25 protein-coding genes are annotated in these 26,066 nt (G+C 73.1%); 17 read left to right on the top strand and 8 right to left on the bottom strand.

What is annotated here, in order from left to right; all coding sequences use genetic code 11:
• Nucleotide 1: 1 nt before the first annotated feature.
• Entirely contained in the window at nt 2-580 is a 579-nt protein-coding gene (gene thpR / locus OG799_RS26330) for an RNA 2',3'-cyclic phosphodiesterase (protein WP_406038552.1), read from the top strand.
• Between the two features lie 70 nt (nt 581-650).
• Here the strand turns inward: thpR and OG799_RS26325 are convergent, their stop codons facing one another.
• The 4 genes from OG799_RS26325 to OG799_RS26310 form a co-directional block, all read right to left on the bottom strand.
• Nucleotides 651-1,637, bottom strand: a complete 987-nt coding sequence (locus tag OG799_RS26325; RefSeq protein ID WP_406038550.1) for an aldo/keto reductase — start codon at nt 1,635-1,637, stop codon at nt 651-653.
• 170 nt (nt 1,638-1,807) lie between these two features.
• Nucleotides 1,808-2,878 carry a septation protein SepH gene (gene sepH / locus OG799_RS26320; RefSeq protein WP_406038548.1) on the bottom strand — a complete coding sequence of 357 codons (1,071 nt, stop codon included), beginning with the start codon at nt 2,876-2,878 and terminating at the stop codon, nt 1,808-1,810.
• A 188-nt stretch (nt 2,879-3,066) separates the two neighbouring features.
• The gene (gene serC, locus OG799_RS26315) at nt 3,067-4,194 is read right to left on the bottom strand and encodes a phosphoserine transaminase (RefSeq protein WP_406038546.1); all 1,128 of its coding nucleotides are present in this window, start codon (nt 4,192-4,194) and stop codon (nt 3,067-3,069) included.
• 251 nt (nt 4,195-4,445) lie between these two features.
• Nucleotides 4,446-5,552, bottom strand: coding sequence for a citrate synthase 2 (locus OG799_RS26310; RefSeq protein ID WP_406038544.1), 1,107 nt, complete (start codon nt 5,550-5,552; stop codon nt 4,446-4,448).
• Between the two features lie 274 nt (nt 5,553-5,826).
• Here OG799_RS26310 and pdxH point away from each other — a divergent pair, with 274 nt between their 5' ends.
• The 7 genes from pdxH (at nt 5,827) to OG799_RS26275 (ending at nt 11,969) form a co-directional block, all read left to right on the top strand.
• Nucleotides 5,827-6,456, top strand: coding sequence for a pyridoxamine 5'-phosphate oxidase (pdxH, locus tag OG799_RS26305; protein WP_406046410.1), 630 nt, complete (start codon nt 5,827-5,829; stop codon nt 6,454-6,456).
• Entirely contained in the window at nt 6,453-7,754 is a 1,302-nt protein-coding gene (locus OG799_RS26300; RefSeq protein WP_406038542.1) for an MFS transporter, read from the top strand. The genes pdxH and OG799_RS26300 overlap by 4 nt, the downstream gene beginning before the upstream one ends.
• Before the next feature lie 120 nt (nt 7,755-7,874).
• Nucleotides 7,875-8,804 carry an aldose 1-epimerase family protein gene (locus tag OG799_RS26295; RefSeq protein WP_406038540.1) on the top strand — a complete coding sequence of 310 codons (930 nt, stop codon included), beginning with the start codon at nt 7,875-7,877 and terminating at the stop codon, nt 8,802-8,804.
• An 18-nt stretch (nt 8,805-8,822) separates the two neighbouring features.
• Nucleotides 8,823-9,425, top strand: coding sequence for a nitroreductase family protein (locus OG799_RS26290; RefSeq protein WP_406038538.1), 603 nt, complete (start codon nt 8,823-8,825; stop codon nt 9,423-9,425).
• Between the two features lie 178 nt (nt 9,426-9,603).
• A complete protein-coding gene (locus OG799_RS26285; RefSeq protein WP_089011473.1) occupies nt 9,604-9,909 on the top strand; it encodes a type II toxin-antitoxin system VapB family antitoxin in 306 nt (101 codons plus the stop codon).
• 32 nt (nt 9,910-9,941) lie between these two features.
• Nucleotides 9,942-11,105: an acyl-CoA dehydrogenase family protein gene (locus OG799_RS26280; RefSeq protein WP_406038536.1), complete on the top strand. Its 1,164-nt coding sequence runs from the start codon at nt 9,942-9,944 to the stop codon at nt 11,103-11,105.
• Between the two features lie 99 nt (nt 11,106-11,204).
• The gene (locus OG799_RS26275) at nt 11,205-11,969 is read left to right on the top strand and encodes a DUF4230 domain-containing protein (protein WP_406038534.1); all 765 of its coding nucleotides are present in this window, start codon (nt 11,205-11,207) and stop codon (nt 11,967-11,969) included.
• A 66-nt stretch (nt 11,970-12,035) separates the two neighbouring features.
• Here the strand turns inward: OG799_RS26275 and OG799_RS26270 are convergent, their stop codons facing one another.
• Nucleotides 12,036-12,242 (bottom strand): PspC domain-containing protein, encoded by a 207-nt coding sequence (locus tag OG799_RS26270; RefSeq protein WP_406038532.1) that lies wholly within the window; start codon nt 12,240-12,242, stop codon nt 12,036-12,038.
• 322 nt (nt 12,243-12,564) lie between these two features.
• Between OG799_RS26270 and OG799_RS26265 the strand changes: the two genes are divergently transcribed.
• The 9 genes from OG799_RS26265 to OG799_RS26225 all read left to right on the top strand — a co-directional run bounded on the left by OG799_RS26265 (nt 12,565) and on the right by OG799_RS26225 (nt 24,935).
• Nucleotides 12,565-13,935: an L-serine ammonia-lyase gene (locus tag OG799_RS26265; RefSeq protein ID WP_406038530.1), complete on the top strand. Its 1,371-nt coding sequence runs from the start codon at nt 12,565-12,567 to the stop codon at nt 13,933-13,935.
• A 48-nt stretch (nt 13,936-13,983) separates the two neighbouring features.
• Nucleotides 13,984-14,811, top strand: coding sequence for an ABC transporter permease (locus tag OG799_RS26260; RefSeq protein ID WP_406038528.1), 828 nt, complete (start codon nt 13,984-13,986; stop codon nt 14,809-14,811).
• Nucleotides 14,812-15,552 carry an ABC transporter ATP-binding protein gene (locus OG799_RS26255; RefSeq protein ID WP_406038526.1) on the top strand — a complete coding sequence of 247 codons (741 nt, stop codon included), beginning with the start codon at nt 14,812-14,814 and terminating at the stop codon, nt 15,550-15,552.
• The gene (locus OG799_RS26250) at nt 15,549-17,567 is read left to right on the top strand and encodes a DUF5941 domain-containing protein (protein WP_406038524.1); all 2,019 of its coding nucleotides are present in this window, start codon (nt 15,549-15,551) and stop codon (nt 17,565-17,567) included. Before OG799_RS26255 ends, OG799_RS26250 begins: the two co-directional genes overlap by 4 nt.
• 17 nt (nt 17,568-17,584) lie before the next feature.
• The gene (locus tag OG799_RS26245) at nt 17,585-19,777 is read left to right on the top strand and encodes a CDP-glycerol glycerophosphotransferase family protein (protein WP_406038522.1); all 2,193 of its coding nucleotides are present in this window, start codon (nt 17,585-17,587) and stop codon (nt 19,775-19,777) included.
• A gap of 156 nt (nt 19,778-19,933) precedes the next feature.
• On the top strand, nt 19,934-21,238 hold the full coding sequence (locus tag OG799_RS26240; protein WP_406038520.1) for an ABC transporter ATP-binding protein: 1,305 nt from the start codon (nt 19,934-19,936) through the stop codon (nt 21,236-21,238).
• 59 nt (nt 21,239-21,297) lie between these two features.
• Nucleotides 21,298-21,765, top strand: a complete 468-nt coding sequence (locus OG799_RS26235; RefSeq protein ID WP_406038518.1) for a DUF4442 domain-containing protein — start codon at nt 21,298-21,300, stop codon at nt 21,763-21,765.
• A gap of 51 nt (nt 21,766-21,816) precedes the next feature.
• Complete coding sequence (locus OG799_RS26230) at nt 21,817-22,566, top strand: beta-phosphoglucomutase family hydrolase (RefSeq protein ID WP_406038516.1); 750 nt, start codon at nt 21,817-21,819, stop codon at nt 22,564-22,566.
• Nucleotides 22,563-24,935: a glycoside hydrolase family 65 protein gene (locus OG799_RS26225; RefSeq protein ID WP_406038514.1), complete on the top strand. Its 2,373-nt coding sequence runs from the start codon at nt 22,563-22,565 to the stop codon at nt 24,933-24,935. Before OG799_RS26230 ends, OG799_RS26225 begins: the two co-directional genes overlap by 4 nt.
• 55 nt (nt 24,936-24,990) lie before the next feature.
• On the opposite strand, the gene OG799_RS26220 is transcribed toward OG799_RS26225, so the two are convergent.
• The 3 genes from OG799_RS26220 to OG799_RS26210 all read right to left on the bottom strand — a co-directional run bounded on the left by OG799_RS26220 (nt 24,991) and on the right by OG799_RS26210 (nt 25,967).
• Nucleotides 24,991-25,170, bottom strand: a complete 180-nt coding sequence (locus tag OG799_RS26220; protein ID WP_406038512.1) for a hypothetical protein — start codon at nt 25,168-25,170, stop codon at nt 24,991-24,993.
• 87 nt (nt 25,171-25,257) lie between these two features.
• Complete coding sequence (trxA, locus tag OG799_RS26215; protein ID WP_406038510.1) at nt 25,258-25,605, bottom strand: thioredoxin; 348 nt, start codon at nt 25,603-25,605, stop codon at nt 25,258-25,260.
• Complete coding sequence (locus OG799_RS26210) at nt 25,575-25,967, bottom strand: MerR family transcriptional regulator (protein WP_200213657.1); 393 nt, start codon at nt 25,965-25,967, stop codon at nt 25,575-25,577. The genes trxA and OG799_RS26210 overlap by 31 nt, the downstream gene beginning before the upstream one ends.
• Nucleotides 25,968-26,066: the final 99 nt, after the last annotated feature.

Below are 26,066 nucleotides of genomic sequence, written 5' to 3'. Positions count from 1 at the left end.
GGTGCGGCTCTTCGTCGCGGTCTACCCGCCCCGACCGGCGGTCGACGACCTGACCGCCCAGGTGGCCCGGCTCCGGGTGGGCGCCGCCTCCGCCGCCGGCACCAACGTCCGGCTGGCCGACCCGGCCCACGCCCACCTGACCCTCGCCTTCCTCGGCGACGTCGAGGAGGGGCGGCTGGTGAACGTGGCGAGCACGCTCGGGCTGGCCGCCGAGACGTTCCGGGACGGCCGGGACAGCTCGCCCCGGCTGCGCCTCGGCGGCGGGGGAAGCTTCGGGCGGGGCCGGTTCACCGTGCTCTGGGTGGATCTCCAAGGCGACGTCGAGGCGCTGGCGACGCTGGCCGGGCTGATCCGGTTCGGGCTGCGCCGGGCCGAGCTGCCGCACGACGAGAAGCCGTTCCGGGCGCACCTGACCATCGCCCGCCCGGGCGATCGGATCGACCCCGCCGACGTGCTCGCCGACCGGGAGACCCTGCACGACTACCTCGGCCCGGAGTGGCCGGCCACCGAACTGGTCCTGGTCCGCAGCCACCCGGGCCCACGCACTACGTACGACCGCCTCGCCGCCTGGCCGATCTGATCGTTGCTTGCGGCATGTCGCGGTCCTACCCGTGCGGGAGACCGCGACATGCCGCACAGCGCAACGGGAGTTACCAGGCCCAGGCCTCCGGGCCGGGGCCGCCGTTGCCGACCGGGGGGAAGAGGTCGTCGAGGCGCTTCAGCGTCGACTCGTCGAGGTCGACGGTCAGGGCGCCGAGGCTGCGGTCGAGCTGGTCGAGGGTGCGCGGGCCGATGATCGGGGCGGTCACCCCGGGGCGGGAGAGCAGCCAGGCCAGGGCCACGTCCGCCGGGTCGTGGCCGAGGTCGGCGCAGAGCTTCTCGTACGCTTCGATGGTGGGTCGGTGCTCGGCGAGCGCGTCGGCGGCCCGGCCGCTGGTGCCGCGCGCCGCGCCGCCCTCGGCCATCTTGCGCAGCACCCCGGCGAGCAGCCCGCCGTGCAGCGGTGACCAGGGGATGATGCCCAGCCCGTAGTGCTGGGCGGCGGGGATCACCTCCAGCTCGACGTGCCGGGTCATCAGGTTGTAGATGGACTGCTCGGAGACGAGGCCGAGGAAGTTGCGCCGACCCGCTGCCGCCTGCGCCTGCGCGATGTGCCAGCCGGCGAAATTGGACGATCCGATGTAGATGACCTTGCCCTGGGCGACCAGGGTCTCCATCGCCTGCCAGATCTCCTCCCACGGCGTGGTCCGGGAGACGTGGTGCATCTGGTAGAGGTCGATGGTGTCGGTCTGCAACCGGCGCAGCGACTCCTCGCAGGCCCGGATGATGTGCCGGGCGCTCAGGCCCTGGTCGTTGGGCCAGTCGCCCATCTTGCCGTAGACCTTGGTGGCCAGGACGACCTTGTCGCGGCGACCACCGCCCTGGGCGAACCAACGGCCGATGATCTGCTCGGTGATGCCCTCACCGAGCTGCCAGCCGTAGACGTTCGCGGTGTCGAAGAAGTTGATCCCGTGTTCCAGTGCGCGGTCCATGATGGCGAAGCTGTCCGGCTCGGTGGTCTGCGGCCCGAAGTTCATGGTGCCGAGGCAGAGCCGGCTCACCGACAGACCGGTGCGTCCCAGGTTCGTGTACTCCATGGGTCCACCCTGGCACGCGGACACTTCGAGTGCCTCGCGACAACTCCAGTTCGGCTGACGGCCATAATTCGGCCTCCGCGCCGCTTGGCGGCGCTCCGGACCGAATGAAGGCCGGTCTGACGCCGCGCTGCGACCTGGAGCCGTCGCGCGGTACCAGGGTGGCGAAGAGATCAGGAGGACTCGCGGGCTGCGGGACCGGTGCCGAACAGGACGTCGTCCCAGCTCGGCAGCCGCTTGCGCGGCTTCCCGTTGGCGTCGGTCGACTCGCCGCCACCGGCGGCCGCCGCGCCCGTCCGGCGCGGTCGGAGCACCGCCAGCGACGGTACGGCCGGGATCTCCTTCGGCGCGTCCGAGTCGTCGTCGAACGCCGAGCCCTGACCGCCGCCGAGCAGCGCCGCCGCGCCGCCGCCGACCGCCCGCTGCCGGGGTGCGTCCTGCGCGGCCGGCGAACGCGGGTCGAGCCCGCGCCCGGAGGTCGAGCCGAGCGGCCGGTCCAGCGAGGCGAGCAGCGCGTCCCGCCCGGCCCGGATCGGGTCGCGGCCCGGACGGGCGTGCTCGCCCGCCGACGGCAGGCCGTGCCCGCCCCGGCTGGGCTCGCCCCGCGACGGGCCGGGCAGCGCGTGGCCGCCCCGCTCCGGCGCCGGCTCCTGGCCGAGGATCGGCGTGGGCCGTTCGGCGCAGAGGTATTGCGCCATGTCGTCGTGCGGGGTGACGTTCTGCCGGAGCTTGTCGAGATCCCAGACCGCCTGGGCGGTGGCCTTGCCCGACGGCCAGGTGGCGATGATCCGCCAGGTGCCGTCGTCGCGCCGGTAGGCGTCCCAGGAGATCTTCTCGGTGTCGATGCCGTGCTGGGCCAGCCGGCCGTTGACCACCTCGGCCAGCGGGGTCGGCTTCTCCGCGCCCTTCAGCCGGGTGCGCCGGGCATGCTGGGCGAGCATGGCCCGCTCCTGGAGCACCGGGCCGGCGTAGCGCAGGACCCGGTCGACCGGGACGCCGGCGATCCGGGCGACGTCCTCTGCGGACTCGCCGGAGCGGATCTTGGCCTGGATGTCCCGAGGGGAGAGTGACGGCATCGGGTCGGCGGCGGTCGGCACCACCGCGAGGGGGGCCGCGCCGGGCTCGGCGTGCAGCGCCGAGGCGATGCGTTCGTCGATGGGGAGGGCGAGCAGGCGTCCAACCTCGTCGGCGAGCACCATAGCCTGGCCGTCCTCGGAGAGGGCGACGAAGCGTACTGGGCGCATGGCGTTGCCTCCGTCCCGCTTCGCTGGCCGTCACGCCACGAGCCGGCCACCCGGGCGTCTCGGACCACCGTACGCTCATCTACCCGGAGGTGGGGGATGCGACACCCCGGCATGTCGTGACTGAGCTGCGCCGATGATCACAATGGGTGGTCGACGAAGGCGCGTCGACCACCCATCGTGACGACCGGTTAGAGCCGCTCCACCACGTGGTCGATGGAGGCGGTCAGCGCCTCCACGTCGGCCGGCTCGACCGCCGGGTAGAGGGCGATCCGGAGCTGGTTGCGGCCCAGCTTCCGGTACGGCTCAGTGTCGACGATGCCGTTGGCGCGCAGCGCCTTGGCGATCGCGGCGGCGTCCACCCCGTCGGCGAAGTCGATGGTGGCCACCACGTTGGAGCGCAGCGCCGGATCGGTGACGAACGGCGACGCGACGGCGGAGCGCTCGGCCCAGCCGTACACGATGCCGGCGCTCTCGGCGGTGCGCTTGGCCGCCCAGGCCAGGCCGCCCTGCGAGTTCATCCAGTCGGTCTGCTCGGCGGCCAGGAAGATGGTGGCCAGCGCGGGCGTGTTGTAGGTCTGCTCCAGCCGCGAGTTGTCGATCGCGGTGACCAGGTCGAGGAAGGCCGGGATGTAGCGGCCCGAGGCCTTGATCTCGGTGGCCCGCTCCAGCGCCGCCGGCGACATCAGGGCCAGCCAGAGGCCGCCGTCGGAGGCGAAGCACTTCTGCGGGGCGAAGTAGTAGACGTCCGTCTCGCCGACGTTGACGTCCAGGCCGCCGGCCGCGGAGGTGGCGTCGACCAGCAGCAGCGAGCCCTCGTCGGCACCGGCCACCCGGCTGATCGGCACGGCCACGCCGGTGGAGGTCTCGTTCTGCGGGAGGCCGTAGACGTCCACGCCGGCCTCGGCCACCAGGGTGGCCGCGGTGCCCGGCTCGGCCTTGCGGACGGTCGGCTCACCCAGGAACGGCGCGTCGGAGACCGCCTTGGCGAACTTGGCGCCGAACTCGCCGAAGCTGGCGAACTGGGCCCGGTCGCGGACCAGGCCGAAGGCGGCGGCGTCCCAGAACGCGGTGGTCCCGCCGTTGCTGAGGATCACCTCGTAGCCCTCGGGGAGGGAGAAGAACTCGGCGATGCCCTGGCGGAGCCGGGCCACCTGGTCGCGGACCGTCTTCTGCCGGTGCGAGGTGCCCAGGTAGCCGGTGGCCACGTCGGCGAGGGCGGAGACAGCCGCCGGACGGATCTTGGACGGCCCGCAGCCGAACCGCCCGTCGGCGGGCTTGATGTCGTCGGGAATCCGGATGGTCGGTGCGTCAGCCACGGTGGTCGAGATCCTTCCGCAAGGGCGAGGGCGGGCCCGTTCAGCGGGCGCGGATCGACGGCGGACGCGTGCGCGGGGCGCACGTCACGGCCGGGATCCGGGCCCGGTCCGGCGACACTGCCGGCCTTCATCCTCGCACCCGGGGCGGGTCGCCCGTCGGCTGGTCCCATCCGGCGGGGTGAGGCATACGCCACAGGACGCGCGAAGGGGCCCCGCCCGCGCGGACGGGGCCCCTTCGACGGGTACGCGGATCAGACGCCGTGCGGGATGGCGTCCCAGCCCTCGACCTGCTGCGGCTTGCGGGTGCCCGGGCCGATGTAGCGGGCCGACGGGCGGACCAGCCGCTGGAGCTTCTTCTGCTCCAGGATGTGCGCGGACCAGCCGCCCATCCGGGCGCAGGTGAACATCGAGGTGAACATGTGCGCCGGCACCTCGGCGAAGTCCAGCACCACGGCCGACCAGAACTCGACGTTGGTGGCCAGCACCCGGTCCGGGCGGCGGGCCTGAAGCTCGGCCAGGGCGGCCTTCTCCAGCGCCTCGGCGATCTCGAAGCGCGGCGCGCCCAGCTCCTTGGCGGTGCGGCGCAGCACGCGGGCGCGCGGGTCCTCGGCCCGGTAGACCCGGTGGCCGAAGCCCATCAGCCGCTCGCCGCGGTCGAGGACGCCCTTGACGTACCCCTCGGCGTCGCCGCTGCGCTCGACGGCCTCCAGCATGCTGAGCACCCGGGACGGCGCGCCGCCGTGCAGCGGGCCGGAGAGGGCGCCGATGCCGGAGGAGATGCAGGCCGCGGCGTCGGCGCCGGTGGAGGCGACGATCCGGGCGGTGAAGGTGGAGGCGTTCAGGCCGTGCTCGGCGGCCGAGATGAAGTAGGCGTCGACGGCCTTGACGTGCCGCGGGTCGGGCTCGCCCCGCCAGCGCTTCATGAACCGCTCGACGATCGTCTCCGCCTTGTCGATCTCCTTCTGCGGCACGGCCGGCAGGCCGAGGCCGCGGGCGGACTGGGCGACGAAGGAGAGCGCGGTGACCGACACCCGGGCCAGGTCCTCGCGGGCCTGCTCGTCGGAGATGTCGAGCAGCTGGTCGAGCCCCCAGTACGGGGCGAGCATGGCGACGGCGGACTGCACGTCGACCCGGATGTCGCCGGAGTGCACCGGCACCGGGAACGGCTCGGCCGGCGGCAGGCCCGGGCCGAACCGGCCATCGACCAGCAGCGCCCAGACGTTGCCGAAGGAGACCTGACCGATCAGATCCTCGATGTCGACGCCGCGATAGCGCAGCGCGCCGCCCGCGCGGTCCGGTTCGGCGATCTCGGTCTCGAAGGCTACGACGCCTTCCAGGCCCGGTTTGAAGTCGGACATGTCGTCTCCTGGCTTCCGGCTCGGTGCGCCCGAGCGGGCTCCATCCGGCCCCGCACCTTAGGCGACCCTCAGGGATGTGTTCGTGACATCTTGCCTGCTGGCCAACCGAGAGCGCGACCCACTGCGACTGTGCCGCACGCGACATCCCCGCGGGTGGACAAGCTCACAGGCTCGGCCAGACTTGGCGGTGGGGTCTGGCCAGCGTCTCCGGGACGCGGGCGGCCCGACAAGGGGGAAGAGCAACGTGACGGGCGACACAGTGGCGCCGGCGGCCATGCGTAACGAGTACGCCGCCGACCAGGGCCTTTCCGAGGCGGATCTGGCACCGGACTGGCGCACCCAGTTCGACCGTTGGTTCGCCGACGCGGTGGCGTTCCCCCTGCCCGAGCCGAACGCGATGGTCGTCGCCACCGCAGACGCCGCCGGGCGGCCCAGCGGCCGGACCGTCCTGCTCAAGGGGTACGACCCGGAGGGCTTCGTCTTCTACACCAACTACGACTCGCGCAAGGGCGCCGAGGCGACCGCCAACCCCTGGGCCAGCCTGGTCTTCCCCTGGTTCCCGATGCAGCGTCAGGTGGTGGTCACCGGGCAGGTGGCTCGGGTCGACCGGGCGGAGACCGAGGCGTACTTCGCCAGCCGGCCGCGCGGCTCCCAGCTGGGGGCCTGGGCGAGCGCCCAGTCCCGGGTGATCGCGGACCGGGCCGCGCTGGACGACGCGTACGCGGCGGTGGTCGAGCGGTTCGCCGGGGTCGAGCCGATCCCGGCGCCGCCACACTGGGGCGGGCTGCGGGTCCGCCCCGAAACGGTGGAGTTCTGGCAGGGGCGGGCCAGCCGGCTGCACGACCGGCTGCGGTTCCGGCGTACCGAGGGCGGCGGCTGGGTCACCGAGCGGCTCGCGCCGTGACCGGGGTCACCCAGGCCCGGCCGCGCGGGGCGCGCCGCTGGGCGATCGACCTGCGTCCGCTGCGGGTGCCCGCGTACCGGCGGATCTGGCTCGGCGGCAGCATCGCCATGCTCGGGTTCCAGTTCACGGCGGTGGCCGTGCCGGTGCAGATGTACGCGCTGACCCGGGACTCGTTCTGGGTCGGGCTGCTCGGGGTCGCCGGGTTCCTGCCGCTGCTGGTCTTCGGGCTCTGGGGCGGCGCGGCGGCCGACGCCCGGGACCGGCGGGCCGTGCTGCTCGTCAGCCAGGCGGTGCTCTGGGCGTCGATGCTGGCGCTGCTGTTGCAGGCGGTGCTGCGGGTGGGCAGCCCGGTGCTGCTGCTGGCCCTGGTGGCGCTCCAGTCGGCGGGTTTCGCGATCAGCGGGGCGGCCCGCACCGCGAGCATCCCCCGGCTCGTCCCGGCGGAGCTGGTGCCCGCCGCGAGCACGCTGAACTTCACCACCTACACCGCCGCGTCGGTGGTCGGCCCGCTCGTCGCCGGGCTGATCTTCGCGACCTGGGCGATCGGGGTCGCGCTGCCGATCGCGTACGGCCTGGACATGCTCTTCTTCACCGCCGCGGTCTGGGCGACGGTCCGGATGCCGGCCCTGCCGCCCGAGCCGGACCCCGACGGCGACGGCTCGCCCCGCCGGGCGGGGCTGGCCAGCATCGTCGACGGGCTCCGCTACCTGAGCACCACGCCGGTGCTGCTGCTCTCGTTCGCCATCGACCTGATCGCGATGGTCCTGGCCATGCCACGGGCGCTCTTCCCCGAGGTGGCGCTGGAGCGGTTCGGCGGCGGCGCGGCGGTGGGCTGGCTCTACAGCGCGATCGCCATCGGGTCGATGCTCGGCGGGCTCACCTCGGGCTGGATCGGGCGGCTGCGCCGGCAGGGGCTGGTGCTGGTGGTGGCGGTGGTCGGCTGGGGGCTCGCCGTCGCGGCGGCCGGGCTGGCCGGCCGGCTCTGGCTGATGATCGTCCTGCTCGCGGTGGCCGGCGCGGCCGACCTGGTCAGCGCGGTGCTGCGGCAGTCGATGCTGCTGGTCTACGCGCCGGACCGGATGCGCGGCCGGCTCCAGGGCGTGAACACCGTGGTGATCGCCGGCGGTCCACGCCTGGGCGACCTGCGGGCCGGCGGGGTGGCCGCCGGCTTCGGCACCGGCGTCGCCTGGGTCGGCGGCGGCCTCGTCTCGGCCGCCCTGGCGGTGCTGCTGGCGGTGGTCTTCCCGGCCCTGGTCCGGTACCGGGCCGCCGCCACGTCGGCCGCCGACCGCGACTGACAGCCGCACCGGGGCCCCTGGTGTTGAGAAGGGGCCCCTGCGCTACCGCAGGCGTCAGGAGGGGGCCCCTCCTTGCCCGGGTCCAGCGGGGGGCGCCGGGGACCGACTAAGGTCGCCGGCATGGAGCACGCCGCGAACCGGGCACCGTCCGGTGCACAATGGACAATTGCCGCCAATGGCCACGAGGCGGTCATCGTCGAGGTGGGCGGTGGGCTGCGGGCGTACCGGCACGACGGGGTGCACTACGTCGACGGGTACGAGGCGGACGAGCTCTGCCCTGGCGCGGCCGGGCAGGTGCTGGCGCCCTGGCCGAACCGCATCCGGGACGGGGCGTACACCTTCGGCGAGCGGTCGTTGCAGCTCGACCTGAGCGAGCCGGCCCGGCACAACGCCATCCACGGCCTGGTCAACTGGGTCTCCTGGGAGCTGGTCGAGCAGTCCGCCGACGCGGTGACGGTCGGCTACGACCTGCCGCCGACCCCGGGCTACCCGTGGCCGCTGCGGCTGCTTACCCGGTGGAGCGTCGGCCCGGCGGGGCTACGGGTGGAGCACGAGACCACCAACCTCGGCGGCGAGCCCTGTCCGTTCGGCTACTCCATGCACCCCTACCTGCGGCTGCCCGGGGTCGCGGTGGACGAGCTGACGCTGCGGGTGCCGGGGCGTACCCGGGTGCTGCTGGACGTCCGACTGCTGCCGATCGGCGTCACGCCGGTCGCCGGCACCGAGTACGACTACACCGAGCCCCGCGCGATCGGCGACGCGGTGCTGGACGTGGCCTTCGGCGACATCGTGCGGGACGACGACGGCACCTCGGCGGTGACCCTCGCCGCGCCGGACGGCTCGGCCGCGGTGCACGTCTGGGCGGACCGGGAGTTCGGCTGGTGGCAGGTCTTCACCGGGGACACCCTCACCGGGGAGCGGCACCGGCGTTCGGTCGCGGTCGAGCCGATGACCTGCCCGGCGGACGCGTTCCGTTCCGGCAGGGACGTGATCGTCCTCGCGCCGGGGCAGAGCTGGCGGGGCGCCTGGGGCATCCGGCCCGGCGTCTGAGGGGCGCGGGAGAGCGGCATGGAGTTCGCCGAGCTGGTCCGGCGCCGCCGGATGGTGCGCAACTACGACCCGGACCGCCCGGTCCCGCCCGACGTGGTGGACCGGCTGCTCGACCACGCGGTGCGGGCGCCGTCGGCAGGTTTCGCGCAGGGCTGGGGCTTCCTGGTGCTGGAGACGCCGGAGGATCGGGAGCGGTTCTGGGCGGCGGCCACCCCGGGTGGCGGCGGCCGGGAGCGCTGGCTGGCCGGGATGCGCCGGGCGCCGCTGATCGTGGTGCCGCACGCCAACCGGTCGGTCTACCTGGAGCGGTACGCCGAGCCGGACAAGGGTTGGGCGGACCGCTCGACCGAGCGGTGGCCGGTGCCCTACTGGTACGTCGACACCGGCTTCGCGGCCCTGCTGATGCTGCTCACCGCGGTGGACGAGGGGCTGGGCGCGTGCTTCTTCGGCATCCCGCCGCAGCGGCTCGACGCCTACCGGGAGGCGTTCGGGGTGCCGGCGGAGTACCAGCCGATCGGCGCGGTGACGATCGGTTACCCCGCACCCGACCACCGGTCGCCGTCGCTGCGCCGGGGTCGGCGTCCGGTCGGCGAGGTGGTTCACCGGGGTCGGTGGAGTTGAGGGTGATTCGTCCGGTCCAGGCGGCGGACGGGCGGTAGTGAAACCGACATGAGGGAGTAAAACGCGGTGTGGCGGGGGCGGCTAGGCTGGCACGGACATCAGCGCCACGCCGCGTGGTGCCCCGCCGCTCACCGGCGCGGCGCCGGGGGCCGGCCGGATCAGGGGGAGGGAGCGTGCCGTGATCTTCAGAGCGGTCCGGGACGGGCGTCCCTACCCGGAGCACAACCTCACGCTCAAGCAGTGGGCGGAGATCCCGCCGCGCCCGCTGCGGCTCGACCAGCTCATCACCACCAAGCGGGAGCTGGCGCTGGACAAGCTCCTCGCCGAGGACTCGACCTTCTACGGCGACCTCTTTCCGCACGTCGTGCAGTGGAACGGCGGCCTCTACCTGGAGGACGGCCTGCACCGGGCGCTGCGCGCGGCGCTCCAGCAGCGCAACCAGATCCACGCCCGGGTGCTGGTGCTCAGTGGTCAGGCCGAGTGACGCCCGCCTGAAGACTCGTTAAGGTGGCCGCCATGAGCACTGCGCTGGATCTGCTGGACATCGACGCGTCGCTGAGCGAGGAGGAGCGGCAGATCCAGGCCGTCGTGCGCCAGCTCATCGACGACCGGGTCCGCCCGCACGTCGCCGGCTGGTACGAGGACGGCCAGGTGCCCGCCCGCGAGCTGGCCCGGGAGTTCGGCAAGCTCGGCCTGCTCGGCATGCACCTGACCGGGTACGGCTGCGCCGGTGCCTCCGCCGTCGCGTACGGGCTGGCCTGCCTGGAGCTGGAGGCCGGTGACTCCGGCGTCCGCTCGCTCGTCTCGGTGCAGGGTTCGCTGGCCATGTACGCCATCTGGCGCTTCGGCAGCGAGGAGCAGAAGCAGCGCTGGCTGCCCGCGATGGCGGCCGGCGAGGCGATCGGCTGTTTCGGCCTCACCGAGCCGGACCACGGCTCCGACCCGGCGTCGATGGCCACCCGGGCCCGCCGGGACGGCGACGACTGGATCCTCAACGGCGCCAAGATGTGGATCACCAACGCGCCGATCGCCGACGTCGGGGTGATCTGGGCGCGCACCGACGAGGGGGTGCGGGGCTTCGCCGTACCGATGGACACGCCCGGGGTGACGGCGCGGGAGATCCGGCGCAAGATGTCGCTGCGTGCGTCGCTGACCGGCGAGATCGCCCTCGACGACGTCCGGCTGCCCGCGGACGCCCGGCTGCCCGAGGCGATCGGGCTCAAGGCGCCGCTGAGCTGCCTCACCGAGGCCCGGCACGGCATCGTCTGGGGTGCGCTCGGCGCGGCCCGCGACTGCCTGGAGACGGCCCTGTCGTACGCGACCACCCGGACCCAGTTCGGCCGGCCGCTGGCCGGCTTCCAGCTCACCCAGGCCAAGCTCGCCGACATGGCCGTCGAGTGGAACAAGGGCCTGCTGCTGGCGCTGCACCTGGGCCGGCTCGCCGACGCCGGGAAGCTGCGCCCCGAGCAGGTCAGCGTCGGCAAGCTCAACAACGTGCGGGAGGCCCTCGCGATCGCCCGGGAGTGCCGGACGATCCTCGGCGCCAACGGCGTCTCCGGCGAGTACCCGGTGATGCGGCACGCCAACAACCTGGAGAGCGTGCTGACCTACGAGGGCACCTCGGAGATCCACCAGCTGGTCATCGGGCAGCGGTTGACCGGGCTCTCCGCGTTCGCCTGACCTGCGGATTCACCCGTTCGGGTCGCTCGGCGAGCGGGTGTCGTACCGGGGACGTACCGTCATCATCAGTCGAGGTGTCTGACGAGGACGGTGAGGGCGATGGCCCGCGACGGTGGCATCAACGAGCCCACCAGGGAGTTCCCCGGTTACCCGACCGGCGACGACCTCCGGGCCCGGTCGGACGTCACACCCGAGCCGGCGCCCGGCTCCCCGGCGTCGCCCGGCGGACCGGCCCGCGGCCTGCTCTGGGTGCTCGGCGCCGCCGCGCTGGCGGTGGTGGTGCTGCTCGGCGTGCAGGCCACCGGGATCCTCCCCGACTTCCGTAACCCGTTCGCCAAGGAGCAGACCGACCGCAGCCAGCCGCCGCTGCTGAAGTCGATCCGCGACCTCAGCCGGTACGTGGCCGCCGAGGGCAACTTCCAGGTGGTCGTCGACCTGCAGAACGACCGGCAGAACGTGCCGGAGTTCCTGCTCAACGAGCGGACGCTCTTTGTCGGGGCGGGCAGCGTCGAGGCGTACGTCGACTTCACCAAGATCGCCGACGGGGCGGTGGTCGAGTCCGCAGACGGGAAGTCGGTGGAGATCAAACTCCCCGCGCCGCAGCTCGGCGAGACCAACCTCGACCTGGAGAAGAGCTACGTGTTCGCCGAGCAGCGCGGCCTGCTCAACCGGCTCAACGACCTGGTGAAGGGCGACCCCAACCGGCAGCAGCAGGTCTACAAGCTGGCCGAGGACCGGATCACCGCCGCCGCCCGGGACAGCGGGCTGACCGCCCGCGCCGAGGAGAACACCCGCAAGATGCTGGAGGGGCTGCTCCGCTCGTTGGGTTACGAGAAGGTGACCGTCAGCTACACCGCGCCCTGATGCGCCGAACGGACGACGCCCGCCCCGGAGTGTCCGGGGCGGGCGCGTCGCGTTCCAGCGAGGGGATCAGTAGCGGGCAGCGGCGTATCGGTCCTCGTTCGGCATCAGGATCCACAGCACCAGGTAGACGATCACCTGGGTGCCGGGCAGCAGCAGCGACAGCAGGAACAGCAGCCGGACCATGCCGGCGGACATGCCGAACCGCTGCGCCAGGCCGGCGCAGACACCGGCGAGCATGCGCCCCTGACGGGGCCGGACCAGTTTGCGACTCATCGTCGTACTCCCACTCTGCGGCGATCCGCCGCGCTGCACTCAACGGTAGGAAGGGGCGCCCACCGTGCCCTCGGCCGCGAGGAGGATCGGCGGCCCCGGCCTCCGTAGGTGCTTACCCCGCCGGGTCCGCGCCGACGCGCCGTGCCGGATCGTGTTGTTGCCGGCCGCCCCGGCCACGGCCCGGGACGGGGGCTGAGCTGGGCGGGTAGGCTCGCCGGTTGGGCGCCCACACCCCGGGCACCCCGCCAGCCGGCCCGGACCAGGGTCGGCACGACCGGGCCGGACTCCGCACAACGGGTACGACGGCGAGGAAAGTGCAGCCATGATCAGTGTTTTCGACCTCTTCAGCGTCGGCATCGGGCCGTCGAGCTCGCACACCGTCGGGCCGATGCGGGCCGCCCGGACCTTCGTGACCGGGCTCAAGGCGGACGGGCTCCTCGCCGACACGGCACGGGTGCGGGCCGAGCTCTTCGGTTCGCTGGGCGCCACCGGGCACGGCCACGGCAGCGACCGGGCGGTGCTGCTCGGGCTGGAGGGCGAGGCCCCGGAGACGGTCGACACCGACACGGTCGGGCCGCGGGTGGACCGGATCCGCGCCGAGCGGCGGCTCAGCCTGCTCGGCGCGCAGGAGGTCGACTTCGACCCGGACCGGGACCTGACGCTGCACCGCCGCCGGTCGCTGCCGTACCACCCGAACGGGATGACCTTCGTGGCGTACGACCGGGCGGGGGCGGAGGTGCGATCCCGCACGTACTACTCGGTGGGCGGCGGGTTCGTGGTCGACGAGGCGGCGGCGGGTGCGGACCGCATCGTGCCGGACACCACCCGGGTCCGGTACCCGTTCCTCACCGGCGCGGAGCTGCTCGCGGTCACCACCGACACCGGCCTGTCGATCAGCGAGGTGATGCTCGCCAACGAGCTGTCCTGGCGTACCGAGGGGGAGGTGCGCGCCGGGCTGCTGGAGATCTGGCGGGTGATGCGGGAGTGCGTCGAGCGTGGCTGCGAGCGGGACGGCACCCTGCCGGGCGGGCTGAAGGTCCGGCGCCGGGCGGCCGAGCTGCGGCGCAGCCTGGAGGCGGAGGTCGACTCGACCGACCCGCTGCGCGCGATGGACTGGGTCACCCTCTTCGCCTTGGCGGTGAACGAGGAGAACGCGGCCGGCGGCCGGGTGGTCACCGCGCCGACGAACGGGGCGGCCGGCATCATCCCGGCGGTGCTGCACTACTACACCCGGTTCGTGCCGGACGCCTCCGAGGACGGGGTGGTGCGGTTCCTGCTGGCCGCCGGCGCGATCGGAGTGCTGTTCAAGGAGAACGCCTCGATCTCCGGCGCGGAGGTCGGCTGCCAGGGCGAGGTCGGCTCGGCCTGTTCGATGGCGGCGGCCGGGCTGGCGGAGGCGTTGGGCGGCACCCCGGAGCAGGTGGAGAACGCGGCCGAGATCGGCATGGAGCACAACCTGGGGCTGACCTGCGACCCGGTCGGGGGCCTGGTGCAGATCCCCTGCATCGAGCGGAACGCGGTGGCTAGCATCAAGGCGATCACGGCCGCCCGGCTGGCGCTGCGCGGCGACGGGGTGCACGCCGTCTCGCTGGACAAGGTCATCAAGACCATGCGGGAGACGGGCGCCGACATGAAGGTCAAGTACAAGGAGACAGCGCGGGGCGGCCTCGCGGTCAACGTGATCGAGTGCTGAACCGGACGGGGTGACGCCACCACGGCGGCGGGCGCGAAGGAGGGCACGGTGACCACAGGCGTCGCGGCGCTCTGGTCGGCCCGCAACTCGCTGCGCATCCTGGTCAAGCGGGACCTCGCGGTGAAGTACCAGCAGTCCGTGCTGGGCTACCTGTGGTCGCTGATCGAGCCGCTCGGCATGGGGGCGATCTACTGGTTCGTGTTCGGGGTGCTCTACTCCGGGGCCACCCGCCGGCACCTGGGCGACGCTGCGGGTTCGTACCCGCTGTTCCTGATCACCGGCATCTTCGCCTGGATGTGGGCGAGTTCGGCGATCAACGAGGCGACGAACGCGCTGACCGGCCAGGCCCGGCTGATCACCACGATGAACGTGCCCCGGCAGGTCTTCCCGATCGGGCGGGTCACCGGCCGCTTCGCCGAGTACGCCGCCGGCCTGCCCATCCTGATCGGCATCGCCGTGGCGTACGCCGCGCACGGGAAGATCCACCTCGGCTGGTCCCTGCTCGCCCTGCCGCTGGCGGTCACCGTGCAGCTCGTCCTGCTGGTGGGGGTCGCGCTGCTGCTGTCGGCGTGGAACGTGCTGATGCGGGACATCGAGCGGTTCATGCGGCTGATCATCCGGGTGCTGTTCTACGCCACCCCGATCATCTACCCGCTCAGCCTGGTCCGGGATTCCGGCATGCCGACCTGGGTGAAGGTGGCGTACGAGCTGAATCCACTCGTCGGGATCTTCCAGCTGCAGCACGCGATCTGGTACCCGGACGAGTTCCCGGACGCCCGGCTGCTCGCCACCACCGTGCTGGGCAGCCTGCTGGTGCTGGCGTTCGGCTGGTGGTCGTTCCGTCGGCTCGAACCGGCCGTGCTCAAGGAACTGTGAATGGCGATCATCGAGGCGGAGGGCCTCGGCATCCGGTTCGTCCGCAACCGGCGTCGCCAGCTGCGGCTGCGGGAACTGCTCATCCACCGGGGCGGCCGGAACGCCGCCACCGGCCAGTTCTGGCCGCTGCGCGACGTGTCGTTCCGGATCGAGGCCGGCGAGACGGTCGGCGTGGTGGGGCGCAACGGCACCGGGAAGAGCACGCTGCTGCGACTGATCGCCGGGGTGCTGATCCCGGACGAGGGTCGGATCCGGGTGCACGGGGACGTGGCGCCGCTGCTGGAACTCTCCGCCGGCTTCTCCAACGACCTGACCGGCCGGGAGAACCTCTACCTGGTGGGCGGCCTGCACGGGCTCTCCACCGGCTACCTGCGCCGGCACTTCGACGAGATCGTCTCGTTCGCCGGTGAGCAGGTCGAGCGCTCCATCGACACCTCGGTACGCCACTACTCGTCCGGGATGAAGGTCCGGCTCGGCTTCGCGGTGATCGCGCACCTGCCGCACCCCATCCTGCTGGTGGACGAGGTGACCGCGGTCGGGGACGCCGAGTTCCGCGCGAAGTGCTATGCGACCATCGAGCGACTTCTCGCGGAAGGGCGCACGCTGGTGCTGGTGTCACACAACGAAAAGGACCTCACCCGGTTCTGTCGTCGGGGGCTCTACCTCGACGCGGGTCGGTTGACCGTCGACGGGACGATCGACGAGGCGCTCGCCGCCTACGCCAGCGCGGCGCAGCGGTGACGCTCGCGATCGTGCTCGCCGCCGGCGCGGCGGGCGGGACGAACCACGCCGGGGAGAGTCTGGCCGGGCAGTGGCGGCGGGCCGGGGTGGCCGACGTCCGCATCGCCACGGACCTGTCCGAGCTGGCCGCGCTGGTCGATGCCGCGGCCGGAACGGTGCTGGTCAGCGGCACCGACCTGGTCGCGCACACGGCCGTACTCAAGCATCTGGCGACCAGCCCGGTGGGGCCGACGGTGGCGTTGGTGCTCACCGACCCGCCGGCCGCCGGGCAGGTCGCGGTCCGGGAGGAGCGCGGCCAGGTGGTCGCGGTGGGCGCGCCCGGCGAGTTGGCCGACGCGACCGGCGTCTTCGGCGGCGCCCTGCGGGTCGGCGCCGACGACCTGCCGGCGCTGGCCGCCGCCGCCCGCGCGGCCACGACCGCCCCGGGCGCCGGCGCCGCGTCGACCGACGGCTCCGCCGCGGCCGAGCCGGCGGTGGCCGGCGGCGGCCCGCGGGCGGTGGCCGCGGCGTCCGCGGTGGACCGGCTCTTCGCCGACCTCGCCGCCCGCGGCACCCTGGCCTTCGCCCATCGGGTACGCCTGCTCGTCGCGCACCGGGTCGCCGACCCGGCCGGGCGGGCCGCCGCCGAGGCGGCCGTGGCCGCGGTCGACGAGGACAAGGCGGAGCTGCGGTTGTCGGTGAAGGAGCGGGACGACTTCTTCACCACGTTCTTCGTCAGCACCTGGTCGCCGTACGTGACGAAGGCGGCGGCCCGGATCGGGTTGGGCCCGACCGCGGTCACCATGATCTCGGTGGTCTTCGCGGTGGCGGCGGCGGTGCTCTTCGGCGTCGGCGGGCGGCCCGCGCTGGTCGCCGGGGCGGTCCTGCTCTACCTGGGCTTCGTGCTGGACTGCGTGGACGGCCAGTTGGCCCGCTACACCCGGCACTTCAGCGCCTGGGGCGGCTGGCTGGACACCATGGCCGACCGGGCCAAGGAGTACGTGGTCTACGCCGGTCTCGGCTACGGCGCCACGCACGCCGGGTTCCGCTACGGCTGGGCCCTCGCCATCGCCGCGATGACCCTGCAGACCGTCCGGCACATGACCGACACCTGGTACGGCGTGCTGCACGACGAGGCCGCCCGCCGGCCCCGCCCGGCGACCGGGGACGCCGGCGGCATCGGCGGGAAGCTTAACGCCGCCTCGACGAAGGTGCAGGCGGACACCGGCTCGGTGTCGTACTGGCTGAAGCGGACGGTGGTCTTCCCGATCGGCGAGCGGTGGGCGTTGATGGCGGTGACTGCCGCGCTCTTCGGACCGCTGGTGGCGCTCTGCGCGGTGCTCGTGTGGGGGACGTTGGCGTTCGCGTACACCGGGGCGTTGCGGACGCTGCGGGCCCGCTGGATGCGGGTGCCGGTGCTGACCACGGTCGACGCCGGCCTGCACCGCGACGACGGCCCGCTGGCCCGGACGCTGCCGGTGACGCGCGGGCCGCTGGCGCTGGCGGTGTTCGGCGCGGCGGGCGCGGCGGGCCTGCTGGTCTGGGCGTTGGTGACGGTCCACGCCGGGCACCGGCTGCCCGGCTGGGCGGTGTCGGTCGGGCTGCTGGTGCTGCTGGCCGGTGCGCTGGGGGCGCGGGCGGCGCACGACGGGCCGTTGGACTGGCTGGTGCCGGCCGCGCTGCGGGCCGGGGAGTATCTCTTCGCGATCGCCGTCGGGGTGGCGGGCCACGCGCCGGCGTGGCTGATCTTCGGGTACGTCTTCGTGCTCACCCTGCATCACTACGACCTGACCGCGCGGCTGGAGAAGCGGCAGGCGGCGCCGCCGCTGCACGCCGCCACGCTGGGCTGGGAGGTGCGCTCGGCGTTGCTGGCCGTCGCGTCAATCGCCGGAATTGTGAGTATCGCTCTGGCTACACTCGGTGCGTACCTTCTCGTGGTTTTCGTCGCGAGTGTGGTCCTCGCCTGGGTGATTCTGCCGGCCCGCGCCCGACGCACGCTGGTCCCGGTTGGCGGAGGTGACCGCTCGCCGGGCTGACGGAGGGCCAGGCCGGGATGACACTGATCAGCTTCGTCGTACCGGCCTTCCTGGTGCAGGGCTACCTGCGCGAATGCCTCGACTCGATCCTCGACCAGCCGTACGCCGACCTGGAGGTCATCGGCGTCGACGACGCCTCCCCGGACGACAGCGGCGAGATCCTCACCGAGTACGCGGCCCGCGACCCCCGGGTCCGCCCGGTCCTGCTCACCGAGAACGTCGGCCTCGGTCCGGCCCGCAACACCGGGCTGGACCGGGCCGTCGGCGAGTACGTCTGGTTCGTCGACGGCGACGACTGGCTGGTCCCCGGCTGCCTGCCGCACGTCGCGGACCGGCTCGTCGACACCCGCCCCGACGTGCTGATCGTCGACCACGTCCGGACGCACTGGAACAACGTCGGCACCCGCAGCGCGATGCGCGACGTCTTCCCGGAGCCGCCCGACGAGGTGACGTTCCGGCTGCGGGACCGGCCGGAGACCATGCGGCTGCTGCACACCGCCTGGAACCGGCTGGTCCGCCGGCAGTTCCTCGTCGACCACCGGGTGCTCCGGTTCGCCCCGGGCTGGTACGAGGACGTCTCGTTCAGTTACCCGGTGCTGATGGCCGCCGAGCGGATCGGGGTGCTGGACCGGGTCTGCCTCAACTACCGGCAGCGGCGGACCGGGGCGATCACCCGGACCCGGGGCGACCGGCACTTCGAGGTGTTCGCCCAGTGGCACCGGGTGTTCCGGCTGATGGACGAGTGGGGGCCGGCGGTCGCGGAGCTGCGGCCCGCCGTCTTCGAGCGGATGATCTGGCACTACCTGACCGTGCTCGGCAACGGCGAACGGATCGCCCCGGAGCTGCGGCCCGCGTTCTTCGCCCAGATCCACGCCGACTTCAACCGGTTCCGGCCGCCCGGCGGCTACCCGGTGCCCGGCGGCGTCGAAGGGCTGAAGCACCGGCTGGTGGCGGCCGGCCGGTGGCGTACCTTCAGCGCGCTGCGCGGCGCCAACCTGGCCGGAGACGCCGCCCGGCGTTCGGTGCGGCAGGCCCGCCGCCGGGTGCTGCCGGTGGCCCGGCGGGCCGCCCGGGGGACCCGGGCGGCGGCGCTGCGTGAGTACTACCGGGCCGAGCTGCACCGGCCGCTCGACCCGACGCTCGCCGTCTACGCCGCCTACTGGTACCGGGGGTACGCCTGCAACCCGGCAGCCGTGTACGCCGCCGCCCGCCAGCTCGCCCCCCAGGTACGCGGGGTGTGGGTCGTCCGGCGGGACCGGGTCGGCACCCTCCCGCCCGGCGTGGAGTACGTCGTCGCCGGCACCCCGGCCTACTACCGGGCGCTGGCCCGGGCCCGCTGGCTGGTCAACAACGTCAACTTCCCGGACTTCGTCCGCAAGCGGCCCGGCTCGGTGCACGTGCAGACCCACCACGGCACGCCGGTCAAGGTGATGGGCCTGGACCAGCAGCGGTACCCGGTCGGCGCGGTGGGCATGGACTTCGCGAAGCTGCTGCGCCGGGTGGACCGCTGGGACTACAGCGTCACCTCGAACGGCTTCTCGACGCAGATGTGGGAGCGGGCGTACCCGGCCGCGTACACCACGCTGGAGGTCGGCTATCCGCGCAACGACCGGCTGGCGCTGGCCACCCCGGATGAGGCCCGGAAGATGCGGGCGGAGCTGGGCATCGGCCCGGACGACCGGGTCGTGCTCTACGCGCCGACGCACCGGGAGCACCTGCCGGGCTGGCGGCCGCCGTTCGACCCGGACCGGCTGCTCGACGTGCTGGGGCCGGCCGGCCGGCTGCTGATGCGCAGCCACTACTTCCATGACCGGGCCCGGCGGCCCGGGGGGCCGGCGGCCGAGCGGCTGCTCGACGTCAGCTCCCACGACCGGGTGGAGGACCTCTACCTCGCCGCCGACGTGCTGGTCACCGACTACTCGTCGGCGATGTTCGACTATGCCGTCCTGGACCGGCCGATCGTCGTCTACGCGCCGGACTGGGAGGCGTACCGGGTGGCCCGGGGTGTCTACTTCGACCTGCTGGCGGAACCGCCGGGCGCGGTGGCCGTGGACTTCCCCGGACTGCTCGACCTGTTCCGCTCCGACGCGGTCCGGTCGACGGCCGCCGAGCAGGCCCGGCAACGGTTCCGGGCCCGGTTCTGCCCGCTGGACGACGGGCACGCCGCCGAGCGGGTGGTCCGCCGGGTCTTCCTGGACGAACCGGCCTGAATGGTTACTCGCCGGTTACCTAACCGATCGGGGCCTACCGATCCCGCTTAATAGGTCTGTCACGAGACGAACATCGCACGTTTACCCGATGTGCTGATCCGATGATCCTCGTCACAGTCATTCCCGGATTCGGCCGACGAGCTGGGGGAGGAGACGGTGACCACCGTCGCGCTCAAGGATGTGACCAAGGTATTCCAGGACGGGACAGTCGCGGTCGACACCATCAATCTGGACGTCAACGACGGCGAGTTCATGGTGCTGCTCGGCCCGTCCGGCTGCGGCAAGTCCACCGTGCTGCGGATGGTCGCCGGTCTGGAGGATCCGACCACCGGCGCGGTGATGCTCGGTGGCGAGCTGGCGAACGACCTGCCACCCCGGGAGCGGAAGATCGCCATGGTCTTCCAGGACTTCGCGCTCTACCCGCACATGACGGTGGGCGACAACATCGCGTTCCCGCTGCGACTGGCCGGGGTGGAGCCGGCGCCCCGCGGCGAGCGGGTCGGCGACGTGGCCAGCGCGCTGGGCATCGGCGACGTGCTCGGCCGCAAGCCGAGCCAGCTCTCCGGCGGCCAGCGGCAGCGGGTGGCGATGGGGCGGGCGATAGTGCGGCGTCCCGGGCTGTTCCTGATGGACGAGCCGCTGTCCAACCTGGACAGCGGGCTCCGCGCGGAGCTGCGGGCGGAGATCTCCGGTCTCACCCGGCAGCTGGGCGTCACCACCATCTACGTCACGCACGACCAGGCCGAGGCGCTGACCATGGCCGACCGGGTCGCGATCATGCGCAAGGGCGTGCTCCAGGACGTGGGCACCCCCACCCAGGTGTACGGCCGACCGGCCACCCTCTACGTCGCCGCGTTCCTGGGCAGCCCGCGGATGAACCTGCTGGAGGCCTCGGTCTACGTCCACCTCGACCGGTACGTGACGCTCAACCTCGGCGACCAGGCGCTCTACCTGCCCTGGGACGACATCCGCAGCCGGGCGGTGGCGCACTACCACGGCGAGCGGATCATCGTGGGGATGCGGGCCGAGGCGCTCACCCCGGTCGCCCCGGACACCCAGGGCGACGTGCTCCAGGGGCGGATCCGCTACCTGGAGCACCACGGGCACGAGTCGCTGGCCTTCCTCGACATCGGCGCCACCGCGATCATGGTCGACGAGATGGGTGGCCCGGTGGAGTCGGGCGAGAACGGCCAGCGCGGCCTGCGCCGATTCGGCCAGGTCATGCAGCGGCTGACCGGCCGGGCCGCCGAGGCGCCGGTTTCCGCCCCGACCGGCGGGGGCAACCGGACCAGCGTGCTCAACGACCCGGGCCGTCACCACCGCCGCCCCGCCGAGCTGGCGGTCCGGCTGGCCCCGTACCCGGCCGTGTCGGCGGGTCACCCGCTGGCCGTGCAGGTCCGGATGGACGCGCTGCACTTCTTCGACGAGCGCGGCGACCGGATCGACATCGGCTGGCGCTGATCGTGACCTGCGGCCGGGCGGGTCTTGCCGGGGAAGTTACCGGCGAGTAGCGTCTGGGCATGTCCATCGACTCTCGCCAGGTGGCGGCCGGTCTGCTGGAGGCCGTGCCGTTCGCCCGCACGCTCGAAATCGAATTCGTCGAGGTCGCGCCCGAGGCGGAGGGCGGCGTCCGTGCGGTCGTCCGGCTCCCCGACTCGCCGGCCACCCACAACCATGTCGGCGGCCCACACGCCGGGGCGATGTTCACCCTCGGGGAGACCGCCTCCGGCGCGGTGGTGCTCGCCGCGTTCGGGCCGGTGCTCGACCGGGCGGTGCCGCTGGCCGTCCGCGCCGAGATCGCCTACCGGAAGGTGGCCATGGGCCCGGTGCTCGCCACCGCCCGGCTCGGCCGCCCGCCGGCGGAGGTGATCGCCGAGTTGGACGCCGGCAAGCGGCCCGAGTTCCCGGTCGAGATCGAGATCGGCACCGAGGACGGGACGGTCACCTCCGTGCTCACCGTGGTCTGGACGCTGCGCCCGAACCGCTGACGCCGGCACGAATCGGGTTTGTCCGGCCGGATCGCTGGATAGATTCATACCGTGCTGGGCCTACCCGCTCATGTGACCGCCTGTCTCTTCGATCTGGACGGTGTGCTGACGCAGACCGCCAAGGTGCACAACGCCGCCTGGACCGAGACCTTCAACGCGTTCCTGCGGGACCGCGCGGCGGCCACCGGCGAGCCGTACCGCCCGTTCGACCCGGGACCGGACTACAACCGGTACGTGGACGGCAGGCCGCGCGCCGACGGGGTGCGTTCCTTCCTGGCCTCCCGCGGGATCACCCTCCCCGAGGGCACGCCGGACGACCCGCCCGAGGCGGACACGGTCAACGGGGTGGGTAACCGCAAGAACGTCATCCTGCTCAAACGGATCCACACCGACGGCGTCGACGTCTACCCCGGCTCGGTGGCCTACCTGGAGGCGGCGGCCGCCGCCGGGCTGCGCCGGGCCGTGGTCTCCGCCAGCGCCAACTGCCGGGCCGTGGTCGCCGCCGCCGGGCTGGACCCACTGCTGGAGGCCCGGGTCGACGGGGTGGTCGCCCGGGAGCGGGGGCTGCGCGGCAAGCCGCACCCGGACACCTTCCTCGCCGGCGCCGACCTGCTCGGGGTCGCCCCGGCGAACGCCGCCGTCTTCGAGGACGCCCTCGCCGGGGTCGCCGCCGGCCGGGCCGGCGGCTTCGGGTACGTGGTCGGGGTCGACCGGGTCGGCCAGGCCGAGGAGCTGCGCGCGCACGGCGCCGACGTGGTGGTCACCGACCTCGCCGAGCTGCTGAAGGAGCCAGTGGCATGATCCGCGAACGCGCCTATCCGGTCGAACCGTGGCACGTCCGGGAGGTCCGCCTCGACATGGACGTGCTGGCCCAGTCCGAGTCGGTCTTCGCCCTCTCCAACGGGCACATCGGGCTGCGCGGCAACCTCGACGAGGGTGAGCCGCACGGCCTGCCCGGCACCTACCTCAACTCCTTCTACGAGCTGCGCCCGCTGCCGTACGCGGAGGCGGGGTTCGGCTTCCCCGAGTCGGGCCAGACCGTCGTCAACGTCACCAACGGCAAGCTGATCCGGCTACTCGTCGACGACGAACCGCTCGACGTCCGGTACGGCGAGCTCCTCGCCCACGAGCGGACCCTCGACCTGCGCGCCGGCACCCTGCACCGGGAGGTGCACTGGCGCTCCCCGGCCGGGCGGGAGGTCAAGGTCCGCAGCACCCGGCTGGTGTCGTTCACCCAGCGGGCGGTCGCCGCGATCCACTACGAGGTCGAGGCGGTCGACGGGCCGATCCGACTGATCCTCCAGTCCGAGCTGGTCGCCAACGAGAACCTGCCGGCGCAGAGCCGCGACCCGCGGGTGGCCGCGGTGCTGGAGTCGCCGTTGCAGGCCGAGGAGGAGCTGACCACCGACGACGGCGGGCTGCTGATCCACCGCACCAAGGTCAGCGGCCTGCGGGTCGCCGCCGCCATGGCGCACGACGTGCAGGGCCCGGAGCGCACCACCATCGGGTCGGAGGGGTACGAGGACTGGGTCCGCACCACCATCGGCTGCCGGATCAAGCCCGGCCAGGCGCTGCGGGTGGTCAAGTACCTGACGTACGGCTGGTCCAGCCGGCGGTCCCTGCCGGCGCTGCGCGACCAGGTCGGCGCGGGGTTGGCCGCCGCCCGGCTGGACGGCTGGGACGGGCTCCGCCGGGCGCAGCGCGAATACCTCGACGAGTTCTGGGACGCCGCCGACGTACGCGTGGAGGGCGACCCGGAGGTGCAGCAGGCAGTCCGCTTCGGGCTGTTCCACGTGCTCCAGGCCGGCGCCCGGGCCGAGCGTCGACCCATCGCGGCGAAGGGGCTGACCGGGCCCGGCTACGACGGGCACGCGTTCTGGGACACCGAGATGTTCGTGCTGCCGGTGCTCACCTACACCCACCCGAGCGCGGTCCGGGACGCGCTGCACTGGCGTTTCTCCACCCTCCCGCCGGCCCAGGAGCGGGCCCGGACGTTGAACCTGGCCGGCGCCGCCTTCCCGTGGCGGACCATCGAGGGGCCGGAGTCGTCGGCGTACTGGCCGGCCGGCACCGCAGCGTTCCACATCGCCGCCGACGTCGCCGATGCGTTGCGGCGGTACGTCCTGGTCACCGGGGACGAGGGGCTGGAGCGGGAGATCGGCCTGGAGCTGCTGGTGGAGACCGCCCGGCTGTGGCGCTCGCTGGGTCACCACGACCGCGACGGCCAGTTCCACATCGACGGGGTGACCGGCCCGGACGAGTACACCGCGGTGAAGAACGACAACATCTACACCAACCTGATGGCGCAGCGGAACCTGCTGACCGCCGCCGACTGCGCGATGCACTACCGGGACCAAGCGGCTGACCTCGGGGTGAGTGAGGAGGAGGCGGCCGCCTGGCGGGACGCCGCGCACGCCATGCACGTCCCGTACGACGACGACCTCGACGTGCACGAGCAGGTCGAGGGCTTCACCCGGTTGCAGGAGTGGGACTTCGAGCACACCCCGCCCGAAAAGTACCCGCTGCTGCTGCACTACCCGTACTTCGACCTGTACCGCAAGCAGGTGATCAAGCAGGCCGACCTGGTGCTCGCCATGCACTGGCGGGGGGACGCCTTCACCGGCCAGCAGAAGCTGCGCAACTTCCTCTACTACGAGCGCCGCACCGTGCGGGACTCGTCGCTGTCGGCCTGTACCCAGGCGGTGATGGCGGCCGAGGTGGGTCACCCGGAGCTGGCCCACCGCTACCTGCGCGAGGCCGCCCTGATGGACCTGCACGACCTGAGCGAGAACACCCGCGACGGCGTGCACATGGCCTCGCTGGCCGGCGCCTGGATGGCCCTGGTCGCCGGCTTCGGCGGCCTGCGCGACCACGACGGGACGCTGTCCTTCTCACCACGGCTCTCCAGCCGGCTCAGCCGACTCGAGTTCTCGCTCCAGTGGCGGTCCATGCACCTGCGGGTGGACGTCCGGCCGCACCAGACGACGTACTCGCTGCGGCACGGCGGGCCGGACGCCGTGCTGGAGCTGCGCCACCACGGCGAGGCGATCCGGGTCACCCGAGACCGGCCGGTCACCGTGCCAGTGCCGGCGGCCCACGCGTCCGGTCCACAGCCGGAGCAGCCACCCGGCCGCGAGCCGCTGCTGCACCTGCCTGAGAACGCCACCTGAGCGGCAAGGCACGCGGCGCGTCCCCGCCCGGACGGGCGGGGACGCGCCGGCGCGGTCAGAACTGGCGGCCGTTGGACGGGCGGCCCGCCGCGTCCCGGGGCGCCACCGCCCGCGGGTCCTCCGGTGTCCGGGCCTCGGCCGCTTCGTCCCCGAAGTTCCGGGCGTGCTCGGCGTCCCTTTCCTGCCGTTCAAGCTCGGCGATCTGCTGCCGGGACCTGTCCTGCTGCTGAGCCATGACGATCCTCGCGATCCGTCGGGGCGCGGCTGCGCCGATCTACGGTCCCTGGTCGCCTTCCCGATCGGCCCGGCGGCAAACGGCCGCTCACCCCTCCAGGTGCCCGGCGAAACTCAGCCGGAGGTGGTTCTTCGGTCGGGCGCCGACGATCGAGCCGACCACCTCGCCGTCCCGGAAGACCAGCAGCGTCGGCATCGACATCACCCCGTACGCCCGGGTGGTGGCCGGGTTCTCGTCGGAGTTCAGCGTGGCGAAGAGCAGCGCGTCGCCGAACTCCGCGGCCAGCTCCGCCAGGTGCTTCGAGACGGCCCGGCACGGCGGGCACCACTCCGCCCAGAAGTCGACCACCACCGGCCGGGTGCTGGCCAGCACCGTCGCGGCGAAGGTGGCGTCGGTGACGGTGGTCAGTCGGGCCTGTTCCGTGTCCTGAGGCATGTCTTCTCCCGGTGGGCGATCGCGCGGGCCAACTGGTCGTGCAACTGCCGCCGTACCGTGCCGAGCCGGTCGAGGTAGTCGTCCACCTCGGCGAGCTTGCGGCGCAGCACGGCGACCGAGTCGGGGCAGACGTCGCCGGAGCTGTTGCCGGCCCGCAGGCAGGCCACGAACGGCCGGATGTCGTCGAGGTCGAAGCCCACCGCCAGCAGCGCCCGGATCTCGTGGACGACGCGCAGCTCCGCCTCGTCGTAGACCCGGTAGCCGTTGGCGGACCGGCGCGGTCGGACCAGCCCCCGGGTCTCGTAGTACCGCAGGGTGCGAGTGCTCGTGCCGGCACGTTCCGCCAGCTCACCGATCAGCATCCGACCTCCCTCGCCCGCCCTCGACGTCACGCTAAACCTTGCCGCCAACGTCAACGCAACAGGTGAGCGGGCCGCCCCACCGGGGTATGCGCCGCCGGT

Origin of the sequence: Micromonospora sp. NBC_00898 (assembly GCF_045207895.1) — a bacterium.
In the GTDB taxonomy this organism is placed as follows: Bacteria; Actinomycetota; Actinomycetes; order Mycobacteriales; family Micromonosporaceae; genus Micromonospora.
This window is presented reverse-complemented; position numbering and strand designations above follow the sequence as displayed.

Bases quoted from the DNA above. Each gene is read 5' to 3' on its own strand.
- OG799_RS26325 (WP_406038550.1), bottom strand. From the start codon at position 1,637: ATGGAGTACACGAACCTGGGACGCACCGGTCTGTCGGTGAGCCGGCTC.
- sepH (WP_406038548.1), bottom strand. From the start codon at position 2,878: ATGCGCCCAGTACGCTTCGTCGCCCTCTCCGAGGACGGCCAGGCTATG.
- OG799_RS26310 (WP_406038544.1), bottom strand. From the start codon at position 5,552: ATGTCCGACTTCAAACCGGGCCTGGAAGGCGTCGTAGCCTTCGAGACC.
- pdxH (WP_406046410.1), top strand. From the start codon at position 5,827: ATGCGTAACGAGTACGCCGCCGACCAGGGCCTTTCCGAGGCGGATCTG.
- OG799_RS26295 (WP_406038540.1), top strand. From the start codon at position 7,875: ATGGAGCACGCCGCGAACCGGGCACCGTCCGGTGCACAATGGACAATT.
- OG799_RS26290 (WP_406038538.1), top strand. From the start codon at position 8,823: ATGGAGTTCGCCGAGCTGGTCCGGCGCCGCCGGATGGTGCGCAACTAC.
- OG799_RS26280 (WP_406038536.1), top strand. From the start codon at position 9,942: ATGAGCACTGCGCTGGATCTGCTGGACATCGACGCGTCGCTGAGCGAG.
- OG799_RS26275 (WP_406038534.1), top strand. From the start codon at position 11,205: ATGGCCCGCGACGGTGGCATCAACGAGCCCACCAGGGAGTTCCCCGGT.
- OG799_RS26270 (WP_406038532.1), bottom strand. From the start codon at position 12,242: ATGAGTCGCAAACTGGTCCGGCCCCGTCAGGGGCGCATGCTCGCCGGT.
- OG799_RS26265 (WP_406038530.1), top strand. From the start codon at position 12,565: ATGATCAGTGTTTTCGACCTCTTCAGCGTCGGCATCGGGCCGTCGAGC.
- OG799_RS26255 (WP_406038526.1), top strand. From the start codon at position 14,812: ATGGCGATCATCGAGGCGGAGGGCCTCGGCATCCGGTTCGTCCGCAAC.
- OG799_RS26245 (WP_406038522.1), top strand. From the start codon at position 17,585: ATGACACTGATCAGCTTCGTCGTACCGGCCTTCCTGGTGCAGGGCTAC.
- OG799_RS26235 (WP_406038518.1), top strand. From the start codon at position 21,298: ATGTCCATCGACTCTCGCCAGGTGGCGGCCGGTCTGCTGGAGGCCGTG.
- OG799_RS26225 (WP_406038514.1), top strand. From the start codon at position 22,563: ATGATCCGCGAACGCGCCTATCCGGTCGAACCGTGGCACGTCCGGGAG.
- OG799_RS26220 (WP_406038512.1), bottom strand. From the start codon at position 25,170: ATGGCTCAGCAGCAGGACAGGTCCCGGCAGCAGATCGCCGAGCTTGAA.
- trxA (WP_406038510.1), bottom strand. From the start codon at position 25,605: ATGCCTCAGGACACGGAACAGGCCCGACTGACCACCGTCACCGACGCC.
- OG799_RS26210 (WP_200213657.1), bottom strand. From the start codon at position 25,967: ATGCTGATCGGTGAGCTGGCGGAACGTGCCGGCACGAGCACTCGCACC.